The sequence below is a fragment of the Streptomyces sp. NPDC006335 genome (assembly GCF_040612795.1).
Lineage (GTDB): Bacteria > Actinomycetota > Actinomycetes > Streptomycetales > Streptomycetaceae > Streptomyces.
In genome coordinates this window covers 71,471-87,105 of sequence record NZ_JBEXQX010000016.1, presented here as the reverse complement: position 1 = coordinate 87,105, position 15,635 = coordinate 71,471, and the positions used below count along the sequence as shown (strand labels likewise).

16 protein-coding genes and 1 tRNA gene are annotated in these 15,635 nt (G+C 70.8%); 9 read left to right on the top strand and 8 right to left on the bottom strand.

Going from position 1 to position 15,635, the window contains the following annotated elements:
- Nucleotides 1–130: 130 nt before the first annotated feature.
- The 6 genes from ABZ098_RS34100 to ABZ098_RS34075 all read left to right on the top strand — a co-directional run bounded on the left by ABZ098_RS34100 (nt 131) and on the right by ABZ098_RS34075 (nt 6,482).
- Entirely contained in the window at nt 131–613 is a 483-nt protein-coding gene (locus ABZ098_RS34100; RefSeq protein WP_003953493.1) for a CarD family transcriptional regulator, read from the top strand.
- Between the two features lie 358 nt (nt 614–971).
- Nucleotides 972–1,736, top strand: coding sequence for a 2-C-methyl-D-erythritol 4-phosphate cytidylyltransferase (gene ispD, locus ABZ098_RS34095; protein WP_356597605.1), 765 nt, complete (start codon nt 972–974; stop codon nt 1,734–1,736).
- Nucleotides 1,726–2,223, top strand: a complete 498-nt coding sequence (ispF, locus tag ABZ098_RS34090) for a 2-C-methyl-D-erythritol 2,4-cyclodiphosphate synthase (RefSeq protein WP_356597604.1) — start codon at nt 1,726–1,728, stop codon at nt 2,221–2,223. The genes ispD and ispF overlap by 11 nt, the downstream gene beginning before the upstream one ends.
- A gap of 48 nt (nt 2,224–2,271) precedes the next feature.
- The gene (gene cysS / locus ABZ098_RS34085; protein WP_356597603.1) at nt 2,272–3,669 is read left to right on the top strand and encodes a cysteine--tRNA ligase; all 1,398 of its coding nucleotides are present in this window, start codon (nt 2,272–2,274) and stop codon (nt 3,667–3,669) included.
- A 91-nt stretch (nt 3,670–3,760) separates the two neighbouring features.
- Complete coding sequence (gene rlmB, locus ABZ098_RS34080) at nt 3,761–4,702, top strand: 23S rRNA (guanosine(2251)-2'-O)-methyltransferase RlmB (RefSeq protein WP_356597602.1); 942 nt, start codon at nt 3,761–3,763, stop codon at nt 4,700–4,702.
- A 118-nt stretch (nt 4,703–4,820) separates the two neighbouring features.
- On the top strand, nt 4,821–6,482 hold the full coding sequence (locus ABZ098_RS34075; RefSeq protein ID WP_356597601.1) for a DoxX family protein: 1,662 nt from the start codon (nt 4,821–4,823) through the stop codon (nt 6,480–6,482).
- A 122-nt stretch (nt 6,483–6,604) separates the two neighbouring features.
- On the opposite strand, the gene ABZ098_RS34070 is transcribed toward ABZ098_RS34075, so the two are convergent.
- From ABZ098_RS34070 to ugpC, 3 genes are all read right to left on the bottom strand, one after another.
- Nucleotides 6,605–7,336 (bottom strand): nucleotidyltransferase family protein, encoded by a 732-nt coding sequence (locus ABZ098_RS34070; RefSeq protein ID WP_356597600.1) that lies wholly within the window; start codon nt 7,334–7,336, stop codon nt 6,605–6,607.
- 59 nt (nt 7,337–7,395) lie between these two features.
- The gene (locus ABZ098_RS34065; protein ID WP_356597599.1) at nt 7,396–7,854 is read right to left on the bottom strand and encodes a hypothetical protein; all 459 of its coding nucleotides are present in this window, start codon (nt 7,852–7,854) and stop codon (nt 7,396–7,398) included.
- 216 nt (nt 7,855–8,070) lie between these two features.
- Nucleotides 8,071–9,207, bottom strand: coding sequence for a sn-glycerol-3-phosphate ABC transporter ATP-binding protein UgpC (gene ugpC, locus ABZ098_RS34060; RefSeq protein ID WP_356597598.1), 1,137 nt, complete (start codon nt 9,205–9,207; stop codon nt 8,071–8,073).
- A 193-nt stretch (nt 9,208–9,400) separates the two neighbouring features.
- Between ugpC and ABZ098_RS34055 the strand changes: the two genes are divergently transcribed.
- Nucleotides 9,401–9,474 (top strand) — tRNA-Thr (locus tag ABZ098_RS34055).
- A gap of 20 nt (nt 9,475–9,494) precedes the next feature.
- Here the strand turns inward: ABZ098_RS34055 and ABZ098_RS34050 are convergent.
- Together ABZ098_RS34050 and ABZ098_RS34045 are read right to left on the bottom strand one after the other, a co-directional pair.
- Nucleotides 9,495–10,607 carry a HAMP domain-containing sensor histidine kinase gene (locus ABZ098_RS34050; protein WP_356597597.1) on the bottom strand — a complete coding sequence of 371 codons (1,113 nt, stop codon included), beginning with the start codon at nt 10,605–10,607 and terminating at the stop codon, nt 9,495–9,497.
- On the bottom strand, nt 10,600–11,295 hold the full coding sequence (locus ABZ098_RS34045) for a response regulator transcription factor (RefSeq protein WP_356597596.1): 696 nt from the start codon (nt 11,293–11,295) through the stop codon (nt 10,600–10,602). Before ABZ098_RS34045 ends, ABZ098_RS34050 begins: the two co-directional genes overlap by 8 nt.
- A gap of 220 nt (nt 11,296–11,515) precedes the next feature.
- On the opposite strand from ABZ098_RS34045, the gene ABZ098_RS34040 reads away from it, so the two are divergent.
- Nucleotides 11,516–12,502, top strand: coding sequence for an endonuclease/exonuclease/phosphatase family protein (locus tag ABZ098_RS34040; protein ID WP_356597706.1), 987 nt, complete (start codon nt 11,516–11,518; stop codon nt 12,500–12,502).
- A 16-nt stretch (nt 12,503–12,518) separates the two neighbouring features.
- On the opposite strand, the gene ABZ098_RS34035 is transcribed toward ABZ098_RS34040, so the two are convergent.
- From ABZ098_RS34035 to ABZ098_RS34025, 3 genes are read right to left on the bottom strand one after another with little or no spacing between them, the layout of a single operon-like run.
- A complete protein-coding gene (locus ABZ098_RS34035; protein ID WP_356597595.1) occupies nt 12,519–13,568 on the bottom strand; it encodes a DUF4037 domain-containing protein in 1,050 nt (349 codons plus the stop codon).
- Nucleotides 13,565–14,041: a GNAT family N-acetyltransferase gene (locus tag ABZ098_RS34030; RefSeq protein WP_356597594.1), complete on the bottom strand. Its 477-nt coding sequence runs from the start codon at nt 14,039–14,041 to the stop codon at nt 13,565–13,567. The genes ABZ098_RS34035 and ABZ098_RS34030 overlap by 4 nt, the downstream gene beginning before the upstream one ends.
- A complete protein-coding gene (locus ABZ098_RS34025) occupies nt 14,038–14,937 on the bottom strand; it encodes an aminoglycoside phosphotransferase family protein (RefSeq protein ID WP_356597593.1) in 900 nt (299 codons plus the stop codon). Before ABZ098_RS34025 ends, ABZ098_RS34030 begins: the two co-directional genes overlap by 4 nt.
- Nucleotides 14,938–14,971: 34 nt before the next feature.
- Between ABZ098_RS34025 and ABZ098_RS34020 the strand changes: the two genes are divergently transcribed.
- Entirely contained in the window at nt 14,972–15,625 is a 654-nt protein-coding gene (locus tag ABZ098_RS34020) for a rhomboid-like protein (protein ID WP_356597592.1), read from the top strand.
- Nucleotides 15,626–15,635 lie beyond the last annotated feature (10 nt).

Here is a 15,635-nt window from a genome sequence, read left to right as displayed (position 1 = left end):
CGCTCGGCCTCCGCAGCACGTTCCTGTTGCTGTTGTCAAGCCCCGAGATATGCCCTGACCTGCGAAAACGCCATTCAGAACCCGCAGTTTCCGTGTTACCCTGGATAGCCACGGAAGGGGTACCTGTCACATGACGTTCAAGGTTGGCGACACCGTGGTCTATCCCCATCACGGGGCCGCGCTGATCGAGGCTATCGAAACTCGCCAGATCAAAGGCGTGGACAAGACCTACTTGGTGCTGAAGGTCGCCCAGGGTGACCTGACGGTACGTGTGCCAGCGGACAATGCGGAGTTCGTCGGCGTGCGTGATGTGGTCGGTCAGGACGGGCTGGACCGGGTCTTCGAGGTGCTGCGCGCGCCGTACGCCGAGGAGCCCACTAACTGGTCCCGTCGTTACAAGGCAAACCTGGAGAAGCTCGCCTCCGGCGATGTCATCAAGGTCGCGGAAGTCGTGCGTGACCTGTGGCGTCGTGAGCGCGAGCGCGGACTCTCCGCAGGTGAGAAGCGCATGCTCGCCAAGGCTCGGCAGATCCTGGTGAGTGAGCTCGCTCTCGCGGAGAACACCAACGAGGACAAGGCCGAGGCGCTGCTCGACGAGGTTCTCGCGTCCTGAGCGTCCCTGTGCAGGCACCTCGCCCGCTCAGCTCAGCACCCTGAATCTGAATTGCCGCACTGAAATGCCGCGGTGCCCGATGACGCGAAAGCTGTCGCCGGGCGCTGCGGCATGTCTGTCTCCGGATGCCGGTCGCCGGATGAGAACCGCCCCCACGCCCTGCCGGACGGGGAACCGCCCCGACGCCCCCGAAGTGCCGTGCGCCTGTTCCTCTCGGAGAAAGATCCCCCGATACTTGGCGTGCCGGGCCCGGGCAGCATGCTCGACCGGTGTCACGGAAGGGTCCGGTCAAGGCGTCGCGCCCGGCACGCTGTCTCCGTACCCACGTTGGCCGAGCACACAAACCTGACAGGAACCGATGTCTGACGTTTCGCGTCCTTCGCCCGCCGAAGCCCGTGCGGAGGCCCGCACCGCGGTGGTGATTCCGGCCGCCGGAAGGGGCGTACGCCTCGGTCCGGGCGCCCCCAAAGCGCTCCGAGCGCTGAACGGCACCCCCATGCTGATCCACGCGGTCCGCGCGATGGCCGCCTCCCGCGCCGTCTCCCTGGTCGTGGTCGTGGCCCCGCCCGACGGCGCCGGCGAGGTCAAGTCCCTCCTCGACGCCCACGCGCTGCCCGAGCGGACGGACTTCCTCGTCGTCCCGGGCGGCGACTCCCGTCAGGAATCGGTCCGGCTCGGCCTGGACGCCCTGCCCTCCGACTACGACATCGTCCTGGTGCACGACGCGGCCCGCCCGCTCGTCCCGGTCGACACCGTCGACGCGGTCATCGAGGCCGTACGGGAGGGCGCGCCCGCCGTCGTCCCGGCGCTGCCCCTCGCGGACACCGTGAAGGAGGTCGAGCCGGCGGCCGCTCCCGGTGAGCCGGAGCCGGTGGTGGCGACCCCGGTCCGCGCGCGCCTGCGTGCCGTGCAGACCCCGCAGGGCTTCGACCGGGCCACCCTGATCCGTGCCCACGAGACGGTCACCGAGGACGTCACCGACGACGCGAGCATGGTCGAGCAGCTGGGACACACCGTCGTGGTCGTGCCCGGTCACGAGGAGGCCTTCAAGGTGACCCGCCCGCTCGACCTGGTCCTCGCGGAGGCGGTCCTGGCCCGCAGGAGGCTCAACGATGGCTTCTGAGCAGCCCGTGATCCTCCCTCAGGTCGGCATCGGCACCGACATCCACGCCTTCGAGGAGGGCCGCGACCTGTGGTGCGCCGGCCTGAAGTGGGAGGGCGAGGGCACCGGTCTGGCCGGCCACTCCGACGCGGACGTCGTCGCCCACGCCGCCTGCAACGCCCTCTTCTCCGCGGCCGGACTCGGCGACCTCGGTCAGCACTTCGGCACCGGCCGCCCCGAGTGGTCGGGCGCGTCCGGCGTCACGCTGTTGACGGAGGCGGCCCGGATCGTCCGCGAGGCGGGCTTCGGGATCGGCAACATCGCCGTACAGGTGGTGGGTCCGCGCCCGAAGATCGGCAAGCGCAGGGACGAGGCGCAGAAAATCCTGTCGGAGGCGGCGGGCGCCCCGGTGTCGGTGTCGGGGGCGACCACGGACGGCCTCGGCTTCCCCGGGCGCGGCGAGGGTCTGATGGCGGTGGCGACGGCCTTGGTCGTAAGGCAAGGGTGACAAAAGGACTGCTCCACGCATCCCCTCCGGCCCACTACCCTAGGTCCCGTGACTATTCGCCTGTACGACACCAACGCCCGGCAGATCCGTGACTTCGCCCCGCTCACACCGGGCTGTGTCTCGATCTACCTGTGTGGTGCCACCGTGCAGGCGGCCCCGCACATCGGGCACATCCGCTCCGGCCTGAACTTCGACATCATGCGCCGCTGGTTCGAGTACCGCGGCTACGAGGTCACGTTCATCCGCAACGTCACCGACATCGACGACAAGATCATCGCCAAGGCGGCCGAGCACAACCGCCCCTGGTGGTCGATCGGGTACGAGAACGAGCGCGCGTTCAACGACGGCTACACCGCCCTCGGCTGCCTCCCGCCCACCTACGAGCCGCGTGCCACCGGGCACGTGACCGAGATGGTCGAGATGATGCAGGGCCTCATCGAGCGCGGCCACGCCTACGAGTCCGACGGCAACGTCTACTTCGACGTGCGCTCCTTCCCGGGCTACCTGGAGCTGTCGCGGCAGGAGCTGGACAACCTGCTCCAGCCGTCCGGCGAGGGCGAGACCGGCAAGCGGGACCCGCGCGACTTCGCCATGTGGAAGTCCGCCAAGCCCGGCGAGCCGACCTGGTCGACGCCGTGGGGCCCCGGCCGCCCCGGCTGGCACCTGGAGTGCTCGGCGATGGCCCACAAGTACCTGGGCAGCGCCTTCGACATCCACGGCGGCGGCCTCGACCTGATCTTCCCGCACCACGAGAACGAGATCGCCCAGGCCAAGGCCTACGGCGACGACTTCGCGCAGTACTGGGTGCACAACGCCTGGGTCACCATGGCCGGCGACAAGATGTCCAAGTCGCTGGGCAACTCGGTGCTCGTCTCCGAGATGGTCAAGGAGTGGCGGCCGATCGTGCTCCGGTACTACCTGGGCACACCCCACTACCGCTCGATGATCGAGTACAGCGAGGACGCCCTGCGCGAGGCCGAGTCGGCGTTCGCGCGGATCGAGGGCTTCGTGCAACGGGTCGTGGAGAAGGCCGGCCCCGTCGAACCCTCGGCCGAGGTGCCGCCCGCCTTCGCCGAGGCCATGGACGACGACCTGGGCGTCCCGCAGGCGCTCGCCGTCGTGCACACCACCGTCCGGCAGGGCAACAGCGCGCTCGCGGCCGACGACAAGGAAGCCGCGGTGGCCCGCCTCGCCGAGGTGCGCGCCATGCTCGGCGTCCTCGGCCTCGACCCGCTCGACGCGCACTGGGCCGGCGAGTCGGACCGCGGCGAAGACCTGCACGGCGTGGTCGACAGCCTCGTGCGCCTGGTCCTCGACCAGCGCGAGGGGGCCCGCGCGCGCAAGGACTGGGCGACCGCGGACGCCATCCGCGACCAGCTCGGCCAGTCGGGCCTGACCATCGAGGACGGCCCGCAGGGACCGCGCTGGACGCTGGGTCCCCGCTAGCCGGTTTTCTTGATCGATTGTGCCGCCCGGCCCTCCGGGCGGCACACTGCATAGACGTACGCCCATTTCACCGACGTAGAACAGGTAGGTCATGGCAGCCAACAACCGCCGCATGTCCGGCAAGAAGGGCGCGCAGGTCGGCAGTGGCGGCCAGCGGCGCAAGGGCCTGGAGGGCAAGGGGCCGACCCCGCCCGCCGAGGCACGCAAGGGGCACAAGAAGAACCGAATCGCCAACGCCAAGGCGAAGCAGACGGTACGCCGGCCCGCGCCGCGCGGCCGGGGCGGCAAGGGCACCTCGGAGATGGTCGTCGGGCGCAACCCCGTCGTCGAGGCGCTGCGCGAGGGCGTACCCGCGGTGACGCTGTACGTCCAGCAGTTCATCGACAACGACGAGCGGGTCCGCGAGGCGCTCCAGCTCGTCGCCGACCGCGGCGGCGTCCACCTCATGGAGGCTCCCCGTCCCGAGCTCGACCGCATGACCAACGGGCTCAACCACCAGGGCCTGGTCCTCCAGGTCCCGCCGTACGAGTACGCCCACCCCGAGGACCTCGCCAACGCCGCCTACGACGACGGCGAGGACCCGCTGATCGTCGCCCTCGACGGCGTGACCGACCCCCGCAACCTCGGTGCCGCCGTCCGCTCCGTCTCGGCCTTCGGCGGCCACGGCGTCCTCGTGCCCGAGCGGCGCGCGGCCGGCATGACCGCCGGTGCGTGGAAGTCGTCCGCCGGTACCGCTGCCCGCACCCCCGTCGCCCGCTGCACCAACCTGACGCGCGCCCTGGAGGCGTACAAGAAGCAGGGCATCGCGGTCGTCGGTCTCGCCGCCGACGGTGAGCACGAGATCGGTGACCTGGAAGCCCTCGGCGGCCCCGTCGTCATCGTCGTCGGCAGCGAGGGCAAGGGCCTGTCCCGGCTGGTCGGTGAGACGTGCGACTACCGGGTGCGGATCCCCATGCCGGGCGGCGCCGAGTCGCTGAACGCCGGTGTGGCGGCGGGGATCGTGCTGTACGAAGCGGCCCGCCGACGGGCCTGAACGACTGTTCGGCGCGGTCCCCCACACGGGGTGTTCCTGGCGTACGGGGCAAGCTTGACGGGGTCCGGACAGATCCGGCGAGTCAAAGCAGTGTCCTAACCACACGTCACTCGGTTAGATGAGTGTGGACACCAGAACACCCCGCACACCCACGGGGGGCCGCTCGTCGGGATTCGATACCGGGTTCGATGACGCTCCCGCGCTGAGCATGGTGAAGGTGCCGAGCGATCCGGCGCAGATCATCGTCAACCACGCCAGCTTCCGCGTCCAGTTGGGCGCGTCGACGCGGCGCACCGCCCAATCCCAGCGGATCGCACGGCATTTGAGCGCCGCCGAGGACACCGCGCGCATTCCGGTCGTCGGCGCCACGGCGGGCAGAACCGGCGCGGCCCCCGCCGCGGGGCGCCGTCGGCCCGTCGTGTGGAGCGGCAAGTCCGCCCCCGACGACACCGGCGCCCACCGCCTGTTGCAGGCCGTGCGGGGCGGCAGCGTCGGCCACGCCGAGCCGCCCGCCGCCGACGCCGGAGCCACCCAGGTCATCCCTCGCGTCGACGTCGACCACGGCTACCAGGCCGACTACGGCGACGAGTTGGCCCAGACCATGGAGACCCCGGTCGTCGGCGCCCAGCGCACCCCCGAGGGCGACGGCACCCGACTCCTGCCCCACATGCGCACGGTGGGCAGCGCCTACGACGAACCCGCCTACCAGGGCGAGGAGTTCGACGACGGCTTCGACGAGGCCCGCGCCGACCGCGCCACGAAGCGACAGGGCGACGAAGCCGCGCGGCACGCGTACTACCCCGGCCGCCGGATGAACCTCGGCGTCGTCCTCCTCCCGCTCCGGATCTTCCTCGGCTTCATCTCCATCTACGCCGGCATGGGCAAGCTCTGCGACCCCGTCTACTTCGACGGCGGCAAACGCGGCTCCATGGTCAAGTGGCTCAACACCCTGCACCCGTGGGAAGTCGCCGAACCACTACGCCAGTTCGCCCTCCAGCACCCCGTCGGCTCCGGCCTCGTCATCGCCTTCCTCCAGGTCATCGTGGGCGTCCTCACGATCCTGGGCTGCTGGCAGCGCGTCGCCGCGGTGGTCGGCGCCGGCCTGTCCGCCGCGCTCCTCGTCACCGTGAGCTGGAAGAGCGTCCCCGCCTACGACACCCCCGACATCATCTACCTCGCCGCCTGGTCCCCGCTGATCATCGCCGGCGCCCCCGTCTACTCCATCGACGGCCGCCTCGCGGGCAACGCCTGGCGCCGCCTCGGACCCCACTCCGACATCTGGGAGCTGCGCCGCTTCGTCCTGCGCCGCGGCGCCCTCATCACGGCCATCGTCACCGGCATCACCCTCCTGATCGGCTCCGTCCTCGGCGGCGCCGTCCGGGACGCCGACCGGATCATCGTCCCCGGCCCCGGCGAGGCCCCCCGCAACGAGCTGCCCGGCTCCCCGCTCCCGCAGGACTCCGCCAGGGCCCACAAGAAGAAGCCCTCGGCGTCCACCCGGCCCAGCCACGGCGCCACCAGCGGCCCGTCCGTCGGCGCCTCGGCGGCCCCCGGCGCCACCCGCGACACCGGCACCGCCACCGGCGGCTCGCCCAGCCAGACCCAGGGCACCACGGGCCGGACCTCGCCCCAGCAGTCCTCCCCGGCCCAGCAGGAGGCCCCCAGCACCACCGCGGGCCCGACCGGCGGCACCAGCACCTCCGGCGGATCGACGGGCGGCTCCGGCACCGGAGGTTCCTCCTCCGGCGAACCGGGCCTGGTGGGCGGCCTGTTGGGGTAGGCGGGCCGGTGGGCGACGTACTGGGCAACCCCACCGGCTGAGAGACACGGGCCCACGAAAAGGTCCCGCACCTGTCGAGGTGCGGGACCTTTTCGCGCCGCTCCGGCGTCGACGTACGCCTGCTACCGGCCGAGTGCCGCCAGTTCCCTCGCCGCCTCCGTCAGGTCCTTCGCCGTGTCGATGGCCCGCCAGTACGCGCCCTGCGGAATCGGGAACCCGGCGAGCCGCAGCTCACGCGCCAGCGTGGGGAACGTGGTCCGCTCGTGGTCCCCCCGCTCCGGCAGCAGGTCGGTGAAACCGGGCGAGAACACGTACACCCCGGCGTTGATCTCGAACGTCGACGGGGGTGCCTCTATGAAGTCCGTGATGTGCCCGAACCCGTCGGTCTGCACGGCACCCCACGGGATCCGCGGGCGCGCCAGCGCGACCGTCGCCACCGCGTCGCGCTCGGTGTGGAAGTCCGCCATGTCCCGCAGCGAGAACCGGGTCCAGATGTCACCGTTCGTCGCGAACCAGGCCCGGTCCGGGTGCGGCAGACGCGCCGCCGCGTACTTCAGCCCGCCACCCCGGCCGAGGGGTTCCGTCTCTATCACCGTCTGGACGCGCACCGGGAGGTCGGCCGTCCGCAGCCAGTCCTGCAGCACCTCGGCGAGATGCCCGCAGCTCACCACCACGTCCGTCACGCCTTCCTCGGCGAGCCAGACAAGCTGATGGCCGATGATCGGAGTCCCCGTACCGGGGATCTCGACCATCGGCTTGGGCCGGTCGTCGGTGTAGGGGCGCAGCCGGGAGCCCTGGCCGCCGGCCAGGATCACGGCCTGGGTCGGACGGGACGCGGCGTTCGGATCGGTCATGCCCGAAACTGTACGGCGCGCCCCTTCCCCGACCTCGGTCGGCGTCCCCTCTCGCGGGGTCAGCCGTGTGCCGCGGCCACACCCGTCGCGAACGACGTGTCGCAGACGGGGCGGGCGTAGGACTGCGCGCGCGTGGGGCCGTACACACGGACCGCGGCGCGGCCCAGGGCCCTCGCGATGGACGCGCAGTGCTCGGCGAGCGACGGACGCTCGTTCACGGCCTCCTGGAGGTGCGTGAGGGCGATGCCCGGGTTCTTCTCCTGGAGCTCGGTCAGGAGCTGGTCGCGCAGGGCGTCCTGCGGGGCGAGGCGCGCGCTGCGCGGCTTGCTGTCCGAGACCGTCGCGTCCGAGGCGGTGAGCACCGAGGAGCTCGAGGGATCCCCCGACCAGTTGACTCGGGTGACCGCGAGGGTCCCGGAGAGCACCAGGACGACCGGCAGGACAAGGGCGAGGGAGCGGCCGATACGGCGGGCGGGGCCCCGGCCGCGTCGCGTCTGTTGGTAAGTGGAGTGCTTCACGCGTGTGAGGGTAGCGTGCGGTAATGATTTGGCGACATTTAGTCACCGGTTCGGGGGATGAGACGGTGCCGTTTTTTGGGTAGGGCGTTGACGCACACTGCTCGAAATGACCGGTGTGCCGGGGTATCCGGCGACAGTCTCCCGGCACGGAAAGGGCCCCGCAGACGCGCTGCGGGGCCCTTCTCGTCAACCTGGGTGTTTTGCTGCTGTTCGTCCTCAGTCGGAGAGGCGCTCGCCCGTCGAGGTCGAGAACACGTGGGTCTCGCCCGGACGCGGCACGACGTGCAGCGTGGCGCCCTTCTCCGGGACCGCGCGGCCGCTGACACGGACGACCAGGTCCTTCAGCTCGCCGTCGACCTTGGCGGAGCCGTAGACGTAACCGTCGGCGCCGAGCTCCTCGACGACGTTCACGGAGACCGCGAGACCGGCCGGGGCGTCCTCGGTGTCCTTGGAGAGGGCCGTGGCGGCGGCACCGCCGTGCTCGACCACGTCGAAGTGCTCGGGGCGGACGCCGACGGTGACGGTGGTGTCACCCTTGTCGGAGGCGGCCTTGAGGGCCTCGCGGTTGACGGGCACCACGCTGTTGCCGAACTTCACACCGCCGTCGGTGATCGGGACCTCGACGAGGTTCATCGCCGGGGAGCCGATGAAGCCGGCGACGAAGAGGTTCGCCGGGCGGTCGTACATGTTGCGCGGGGAGTCGACCTGCTGGAGCAGACCGTCCTTGAGCACGGCCACGCGGTCGCCCATCGTCATGGCCTCGACCTGGTCGTGGGTGACGTAGACGGTGGTGATGCCGAGGCGGCGCTGGAGCGAGGCGATCTGCGTACGCGTCGACACACGGAGCTTGGCGTCCAGGTTCGACAGCGGCTCGTCCATGAGGAAGACCTGGGGCTCACGCACGATGGCGCGGCCCATCGCGACACGCTGGCGCTGACCACCGGAGAGGGCCTTCGGCTTGCGGTCCAGGTACTCCGTGAGGTCGAGGATCTTCGCGGCCTCCTCGACCTTCTGCCGGATCTCCGCCTTGTTGACGCCGGCGATCTTGAGCGCGAAGCCCATGTTGTCGGCGACCGTCATGTGCGGGTAGAGCGCGTAGTTCTGGAACACCATGGCGATGTCCCGGTCCTTCGGCGGCAGGTGCGTGACGTCGCGGTCACCGATGCGGATGGCGCCGCCGTTGACGTCCTCGAGCCCCGCCAGCATGCGGAGCGAGGTGGACTTGCCACAGCCGGACGGGCCGACCAGGACGAGGAACTCGCCGTCCTCGATGTGGATGTCGAGACCGTCGACGGCGGGCTTCGTGGAACCCGGGTAAATGCGGGTCGCCTTGTCGAACGAAACAGTGGCCATGGCTCAGAGGCCCCCTTCTACCGGCAGGAACGTGCCGGACGATCCGTTGTAGGAAGGTGGTGGTGTAGTCCACGCAGGTGGACTGGGTCAGGACGGTACCTGGCGTTCACCCGTCTGTCAGTACCTGGCGGACTGTGAACTTCGCGGAAATTTTCGACGGGGCGCCCTGGTGACCTGGGTACACTGCACGGGCGCCTCCTTAGCTCAGCTGGCCAGAGCAACGCACTTGTAATGCGTAGGTCGTCGGTTCGAATCCGACAGGGGGCTCTCTGGAAGCCCAGGTCGGATCACCTCTGACCTGGGCTTTTGTTGTGGGTGGAGGGGGCCGTCGCCGGTAGTTCCACGGTGACGCGCAGGCCGCCGTCGGGGCGTGGGGCGAGGCTCAGGGTGCCGTCGTGGGCCTGGGTGATGGTCTTGACGATGGCGAGGCCCAGGCCGACGCCCGCGTGGTCGGTGTGGATGCGTTCGGTGCCGCGCCGGAAGGGTTCGGCGAGGGTCGAGATCAGTTCCGGGGTGAGCCGGTCGCCGGTGTTCTCGACCGTGAGGATCACCGTTGTGGGGCGCACGCCCGTGGTGACCCGGACCGTGCCCCGGTCGGGCAGGTTGTGGACGATCGCGTTGTGGACGAGGTTCGTGGTCAGTTGCAGCAGGAGAGCCTCGGAACCGGTCGTCGGGGCGATGTCGCCGCAGGTCTCGAGGGTGACGCCGTTCTTCTCCGCGAGGGGGAGGAGGTTTTCGGTGGCTTCCTCCGCCAGCAGGGACAGGTCGACGGGTTCCCGCGTGAAGGACCGCTGTTCGGTACGGCTGACCAGGAGCAGTGCCTCGGTGAGGTCGATGGCCCGGGTGTTGACGGTGTGGAGGCGGTCGAGGACTTCGCCGGTGTCCTGGCCGGGGTCGGTGCGGGCCACGTCGATGAGGGCCTTGGAGATCGCGAGCGGGGTGCGCAGTTCGTGGGAGGCGTTGGCCGCGAATCTGCGCTGTTCGGCGACGTGGGCTTCGAGGCGGGCGAGCATCCCGTCGAAGGCGTCGGCGAGTTCGCGGAACTCGTCCTTGCGGCCGGGCAGCCGGATCCGGTGGGAGAGGGAGCCGGTCGCGGCGGTGCGGGTGGCGTCCGTGATGCGGGTCAGGGGGGCGAGCATGCGGCCGGCGAGGATCCAGCCGCCCAGGAGGCCGAACACCAGCAGGAACGCCATGACCGCGGCTGCCGTCGGGGCGAAGCCCTTCACGAAGAAGGTGCCCGGGGTCGCCTGCATCGCCCCGGTCTCGTTGTATCTGAACTGCCCGTTCCGCAGGAAGTACACCCCCACGGCGGACAGGGCCAGGACGCTGGCGAGCATGAGGAACCCGGCGTAGCTGAGGGCGAGTTTGAGGCGGACGCTCAGGCCGGGCGCTCTATCCACGGTCCGCTCCCTCGTGTCCGGTCCCCGACTGGGTGTCGATGCGGTATCCGACGCCGGCGACGGTGGCGATGATCCAGGGTTCGCCGAGGCGCTTGCGCAGGGCGGAGACGGTGATGCGGACGGCGTTGGTGAAGGGGTCGGCGTTCTCGTCCCAGGCGCGTTCCAGGAGTTCCTCGGCGCTGACGACTCCGCCCTCGGCGGCGACGAGGACTTCCAGTACGGCGAACTGTTTCCTGGTGAGGGCGACGTAGCGGCCGTCGCGGTAGACCTCTCGGCGGAACGGGTCGAGGCGCAGGCCGGCGATCTCGCGGACGGGAGGTCTGCTGTGGGCGCGTCTGCGGTCGAGCGCGCGGAGTCGCAGGGCGAGTTCCTGGAGTTCGAAGGGTTTGGTGAGGTAGTCGTCGGCGCCGATCCCGAAGCCGGAGGCCTTGTCGTCGAGGCGGTCGGCGGCGGTGAGCATGAGGATGGGCATGCCGCTGCCGGAGGCGATGATGCGTTGGGCGATCTCGTCGCCGGAGGGTCCGGGGATGTCCCGGTCGAGGACGGCGATGTCGTAGGTGTTGATGCTCAGCAGTTCCAGGGCGGTGCCGCCGTCGCCCGCGATGTCGGCCGCGATCGCTTCCAGGCGCAGGCCGTCGCGGATGGCTTCCGCCATGTAGAGCTCGTCCTCGACGATCAGCACACGCATGTCCTCGATGCTACGAGCGGGCGCATATCGCGGGCGTATCGAAAACCGCATACGTGCCGGCAACATCGCGCTGCTTTCACTGGTGGTGGATGTGTGCCGACCCCACTCAGGACCCGAGGACGACGTAGTGAGCAACACAGTGACCGGTGGTGAGCGTGACCAGGCGCGCGTGGACACGGCGGACACGGCGGACGCCGGGCAGGAGGGGCCCGTCCGCCGGATCGTTCGCGCCGGCCTCCGCCCTGGCCTGTGGAGGCGGGGCCCGGTGCTGGCCGCGCTGGCGCTGCTGCTCGGTCTGGTCATGCTGCTGCACGCGGGGATCCCGGACTACGGCGGTCTCGGCAGCCTGGTGGAGACGTTCCTGCCGTGGTTCGGTCTGTTCGTGCCGGTGCTGCTGGCGGGGGCGTTGTGGCGTCGGTCCGCGTCCGCGGTGGTCGCGCTGCTGCTGCCGGTCATCGTGTGGCTGAGCCTCTTCGGGGGGCTGCTCGGCGACAAGTCCCGCTCGGGCGGTGATCTCGTCGTGGTCGGCCACAATGTGGGCGCCGGCAACTCCGACCCCATCGGTACGGCGCGTGACCTGGCCGCGTCGGGGGCGGACGTGCTGGGGCTTGAGGAGATCACTACGCGGGCGGTGCCGGTGTACGAGAAGGCTTTGGCGGGGGCGTATCCGTACCACGTGGTGCTGGGCACGGTCGGGCTGTGGAGCAGGCTGCCGTTGTCGGACACCCGGGTGGTCGACACCGCGCAGGACGCCGGGCCGCTGGGGGCCACGAAGTCGGCGGCCGACAAGCTGCCCTCCAATCGGGCGCTGCGTGCCACGGTGGCGACGGACCGGGGCCCGCTGGTGGTGTACGTGGCTCACCTGGGGTCCGTGCGGGTGATGCCCCGGGCCGGGTTCTGGACGGACAGCCGGGACCGCAACGCGAAGGCGCTCGCGAGGGCCGTGGCCGCCGAGCGGAGCGGTCGGGTGGTGCTGCTGGGGGACTTGAACGGCACCACGGACGACCGTGTTTTCGCCGGTCTCACCTCGCGGCTGCACTCGGTCCAGGACAGGGCCGGGGACGGTTTCGGCTTCACCTGGCCGGCGGCGTTCCCGGTGGCGCGGATCGATCAGATCCTGGTGCGTGGGGTGGAGCCGGAGCGTTCCTGGGTGCTGCCGGCCACGGGCAGTGACCACCGTCCGGTGGCGGCCGCGATCAGTTGGTGAGGCGTGTGGAGGCGCTTCATGGCTGTGGCGCGTTCTCCGGTTCGGTGTCCGGTGGTCCCGGCAGCGGCAGTTCCCGGATCGCCGGGTCCGTGACACCGGACAGCAGGGCCTGTGCGAAGCGGTCCGCGCGCAGGACGCGGAAGGGGCGGGAGTGGTACGGCCTCGTCGTGGGGTCGATCGGGTCCGTGAGGCCGAGCTGGTTGTGCAGGGCGGCGACCGTCTCGTAGGCGGTGGCGAGACGGTGTTCGCGTTCGTGGTGGTCGGTGGCCGTGAGGGCGGCGGTGAGGACCGGGGTGAGGCGGTCGCCCGCGGTGGTGCGGGCGAAGGCGGTGCCGAGCCATTTGCCGTACGGGGGGTAGCGGCGGTCCATGAGGAGGCACAGGCGCATCAGGTGGCGGGCCAGGCGGGCGGCGACGACGGTCGCGCCGAGTTCGTCGCCGACCTCTGCGCAGCGGCCGACGAAGGCCTCCTCGTGGGCGATGCGCTGCCACTGGCAGGCCAGGACGTACCGCCACAGGTCGAGGGGGTACCAGCGCAGGGCGGCGCGCAACGGGGTGAGGGCGTGCAGGCCGTCGTGGAAGACGGCTCCGGCGGTGACCTCGGCGAGGCTTTGGGTGGGGGTGCGGAGCCAGTCGGCCGGGGTGATCCCGGTGGTCGGGTCGAAGCCGAGGGTGTCGGTGAACCAGGCGGAGACGTGGGTGATCTCGACGCGGTGGTGGACGGGGCCGTCGGTGGCGCGCATGACGCGGATGTCGCGGGTCTCGCCGGTGGGTGCGAAGTGGGTGGGGAAGCCGTGGAAGGTCTTCGGGAGGCGTTCGGCGAGGACGCGGCCGATCCGGGCCGCGTGGCGGGAGGCGTCCTGGGGGCGGAGGAAGAGCTGGAGGCGCGGGCCCCACTCGTGGTCGGCGGAGCGCGGGGTGTCGTAGCCGAGGACTTCGGAGCCGGGGCCGATGCGGGTGGCGGAGTGCGGGATGCCGGGCGCGGCCTGCGCGAGCAGGGGGCCCACCGCTTCGGTGTAGAAGCGGCGGGCCAGTTCGAGGCCGGGGACGAAGGCGGGGGTGGTCACGCGGTGCCGGACGCCTTGACGAGGGCTTCGTCGGTGAGGCGGTACACCGTCCACTCGTCCTGTGGGCGGGCGCCGAGGGACTCGTAGAAGTCGATGGCGGGGGTGTTCCAGTTCAGGACGGACCATTCGAGGCGCTGGTAGCCGCGTTCGACGCAGATGCGGGCGAGTTCGGTGAGCAGGGCCTTGCCGTGGCCGCCGCCGCGGGCGGTGGGGCGGACGTAGAGGTCTTCCAGGTAGATGCCGTGGACGCCGCGCCAGGTGGAGAAGTTGAGGAACCAGATCGCGTAGCCGACGACCGTGTCGGTGGAGTCGGTGGCCACGTGGGCGTAGGCGGCGGGATGGGGGCCGAAGAGGGCTTCGTGGAGTTGGTCCTCGGTCGCCGAGGCTTCCTCCAGGGCCTTTTCGTAGTCGGCGAGTTCGCGGATCAGGGTGTGGAGGGCGGGGATGTCGGCGGGGGTGGCGGGGCGGATCACGGCTGTCGGCTCCGGGGGGTGCGCAGGCGGTGGGCGATGTCGAGTTGGCGGGGTTCGAGGGGGCGGCCGTCCTCGATGTCCCAGAGGGCGTTCTGGAGGAGGCGTCCCAGGGTCCAGGCACGCGCGCGTGCGCGGTCCAGGCCGAGGACGTCGGTCATGGCGTCGAAGCGCCAGAGGACCTCGTCGGGCTCGTAGCGGTTGTCGAGGGCGGGCCACAGTTCGAACCCGGGGTCCCCGGCGAGGGGTTTGGGGTCGATGGCGAGCCAGGGGGCGCGCTCGGAGGCGAGGACGTTCTCGTCGTGCAGGTCCCAGTGCAGGAGCCGGTCGCCGGGTTCGTCGGCGACCTCGCGTACGGCGGCCGCGCAGTCGGCGACGGTACGGCGGGTCCGCGGGTCCGGGATGCGTTCGAGGGCTTCGGGGGTCCGGTCCAGCATGGTGCGCGCGATGTCGTCGAGCCGGCGCATTCCGGCGGGGGCGGGCTGTGCGGTCAGGTGGGCCAGCAGACGGGCGATGACCAGGACCGCGTCCCGGGTGCCGGGCAGGGTGGACAGCATGCGGGCGGAGTCGAGGCGCTCCAGGAGCATGGTGTGGGTGACCGGGTCGTGGTCGAGGAGGCGGACCGCCCCGTCGCCGTGCCACAGGCGCAGGGCGACGGGTTCGCCGGCGCTCTCCTCGTCGAGGAGTTGCAGCTTGAGGGCGGCCCGGGTGCCGTCCTCGCGGCGGACGACCGGCAGGACCAGGGCGGCGACCCCGTGCATCGGCGGGCCGTCCGGTGTGAGTTCCCAGCGTTCCAGGAAGTCCTCGATCAGCGTCGGCAGTCCGGCGATGAACTCCCGGCCCCGGTCGCCGTTGTAAAGCTCCTGTGTCGCCGCCAGTTCCTGCGGGATGTCGATCACGTGCCGGACCCTACCGGCGTGCGTGAATCGACTCATGCGAATTAACCGGGGTGTCCACAGGGTGTGGGCGTACGTCCGCAGCGCCCCCGGCACCCATGTGTGGCTGGCGGTCCTCTTCGTGACGACGGTGGCGTTGCACCACATGTCGCCGGAGTTCGAGGAGGAGTTCCTGCGGCAGCGCTCGACCAACATCCGTGAGCTGTCGAGCAATCCGGTGCGGGTGCTGGTCTCCAGCGCGATGTGGATCGACAGCGGGCACTGGCTGCCGTACGTCGTGCTCTACTCCCTCTTCCACGCGCCGGCGGAGCGCTGGCTGGGTACTTCGCGCTGGCTGGCGGTGTGCGCGGCGGCGCACGTCCTGGCCACGCTGATCAGCGAGGGCGCGCTGCTGTGGGGGATCCGGCACGGGATGGCGCCCGCCTCCGCGGTCAACACGCTCGACATCGGGGTGAGTTACGCGCTGGCCGGCGTGATCGCCGTGCTCGTGTACCGGATTCCGGAGCCCTGGCGGTACGTGTACGGCTTCGCGGTCCTCGTCGTGTACGCGGTGCCCCTGGTGACCGGGCGGACCTTCACCGATCTGGGGCACTTCACCTCGGTGCTGATCGGGTTCGGGTGCGGTCCGCTGGTCGCGGGGCGGGAGAAAGCACGGAATCCGAAGCAGACAGCGGGTGTGCCGGCGGGTTAACGTCCCAGGC

Bases quoted from the DNA above. Each gene is read 5' to 3' on its own strand.
- ugpC (WP_356597598.1), bottom strand. From the start codon at position 9,207: ATGGCCACTGTTTCGTTCGACAAGGCGACCCGCATTTACCCGGGTTCC.
- ABZ098_RS34100 (WP_003953493.1), top strand. From the start codon at position 131: ATGACGTTCAAGGTTGGCGACACCGTGGTCTATCCCCATCACGGGGCC.
- ispD (WP_356597605.1), top strand. From the start codon at position 972: ATGTCTGACGTTTCGCGTCCTTCGCCCGCCGAAGCCCGTGCGGAGGCC.
- ABZ098_RS34075 (WP_356597601.1), top strand. From the start codon at position 4,821: ATGAGTGTGGACACCAGAACACCCCGCACACCCACGGGGGGCCGCTCG.
- ispF (WP_356597604.1), top strand. From the start codon at position 1,726: ATGGCTTCTGAGCAGCCCGTGATCCTCCCTCAGGTCGGCATCGGCACC.
- ABZ098_RS34070 (WP_356597600.1), bottom strand. From the start codon at position 7,336: ATGACCGATCCGAACGCCGCGTCCCGTCCGACCCAGGCCGTGATCCTG.
- ABZ098_RS34020 (WP_356597592.1), top strand. From the start codon at position 14,972: ATGCGAATTAACCGGGGTGTCCACAGGGTGTGGGCGTACGTCCGCAGC.
- rlmB (WP_356597602.1), top strand. From the start codon at position 3,761: ATGGCAGCCAACAACCGCCGCATGTCCGGCAAGAAGGGCGCGCAGGTC.
- ABZ098_RS34045 (WP_356597596.1), bottom strand. From the start codon at position 11,295: ATGCGTGTGCTGATCGTCGAGGACGAGCTCTACATGGCGGAAGCCATC.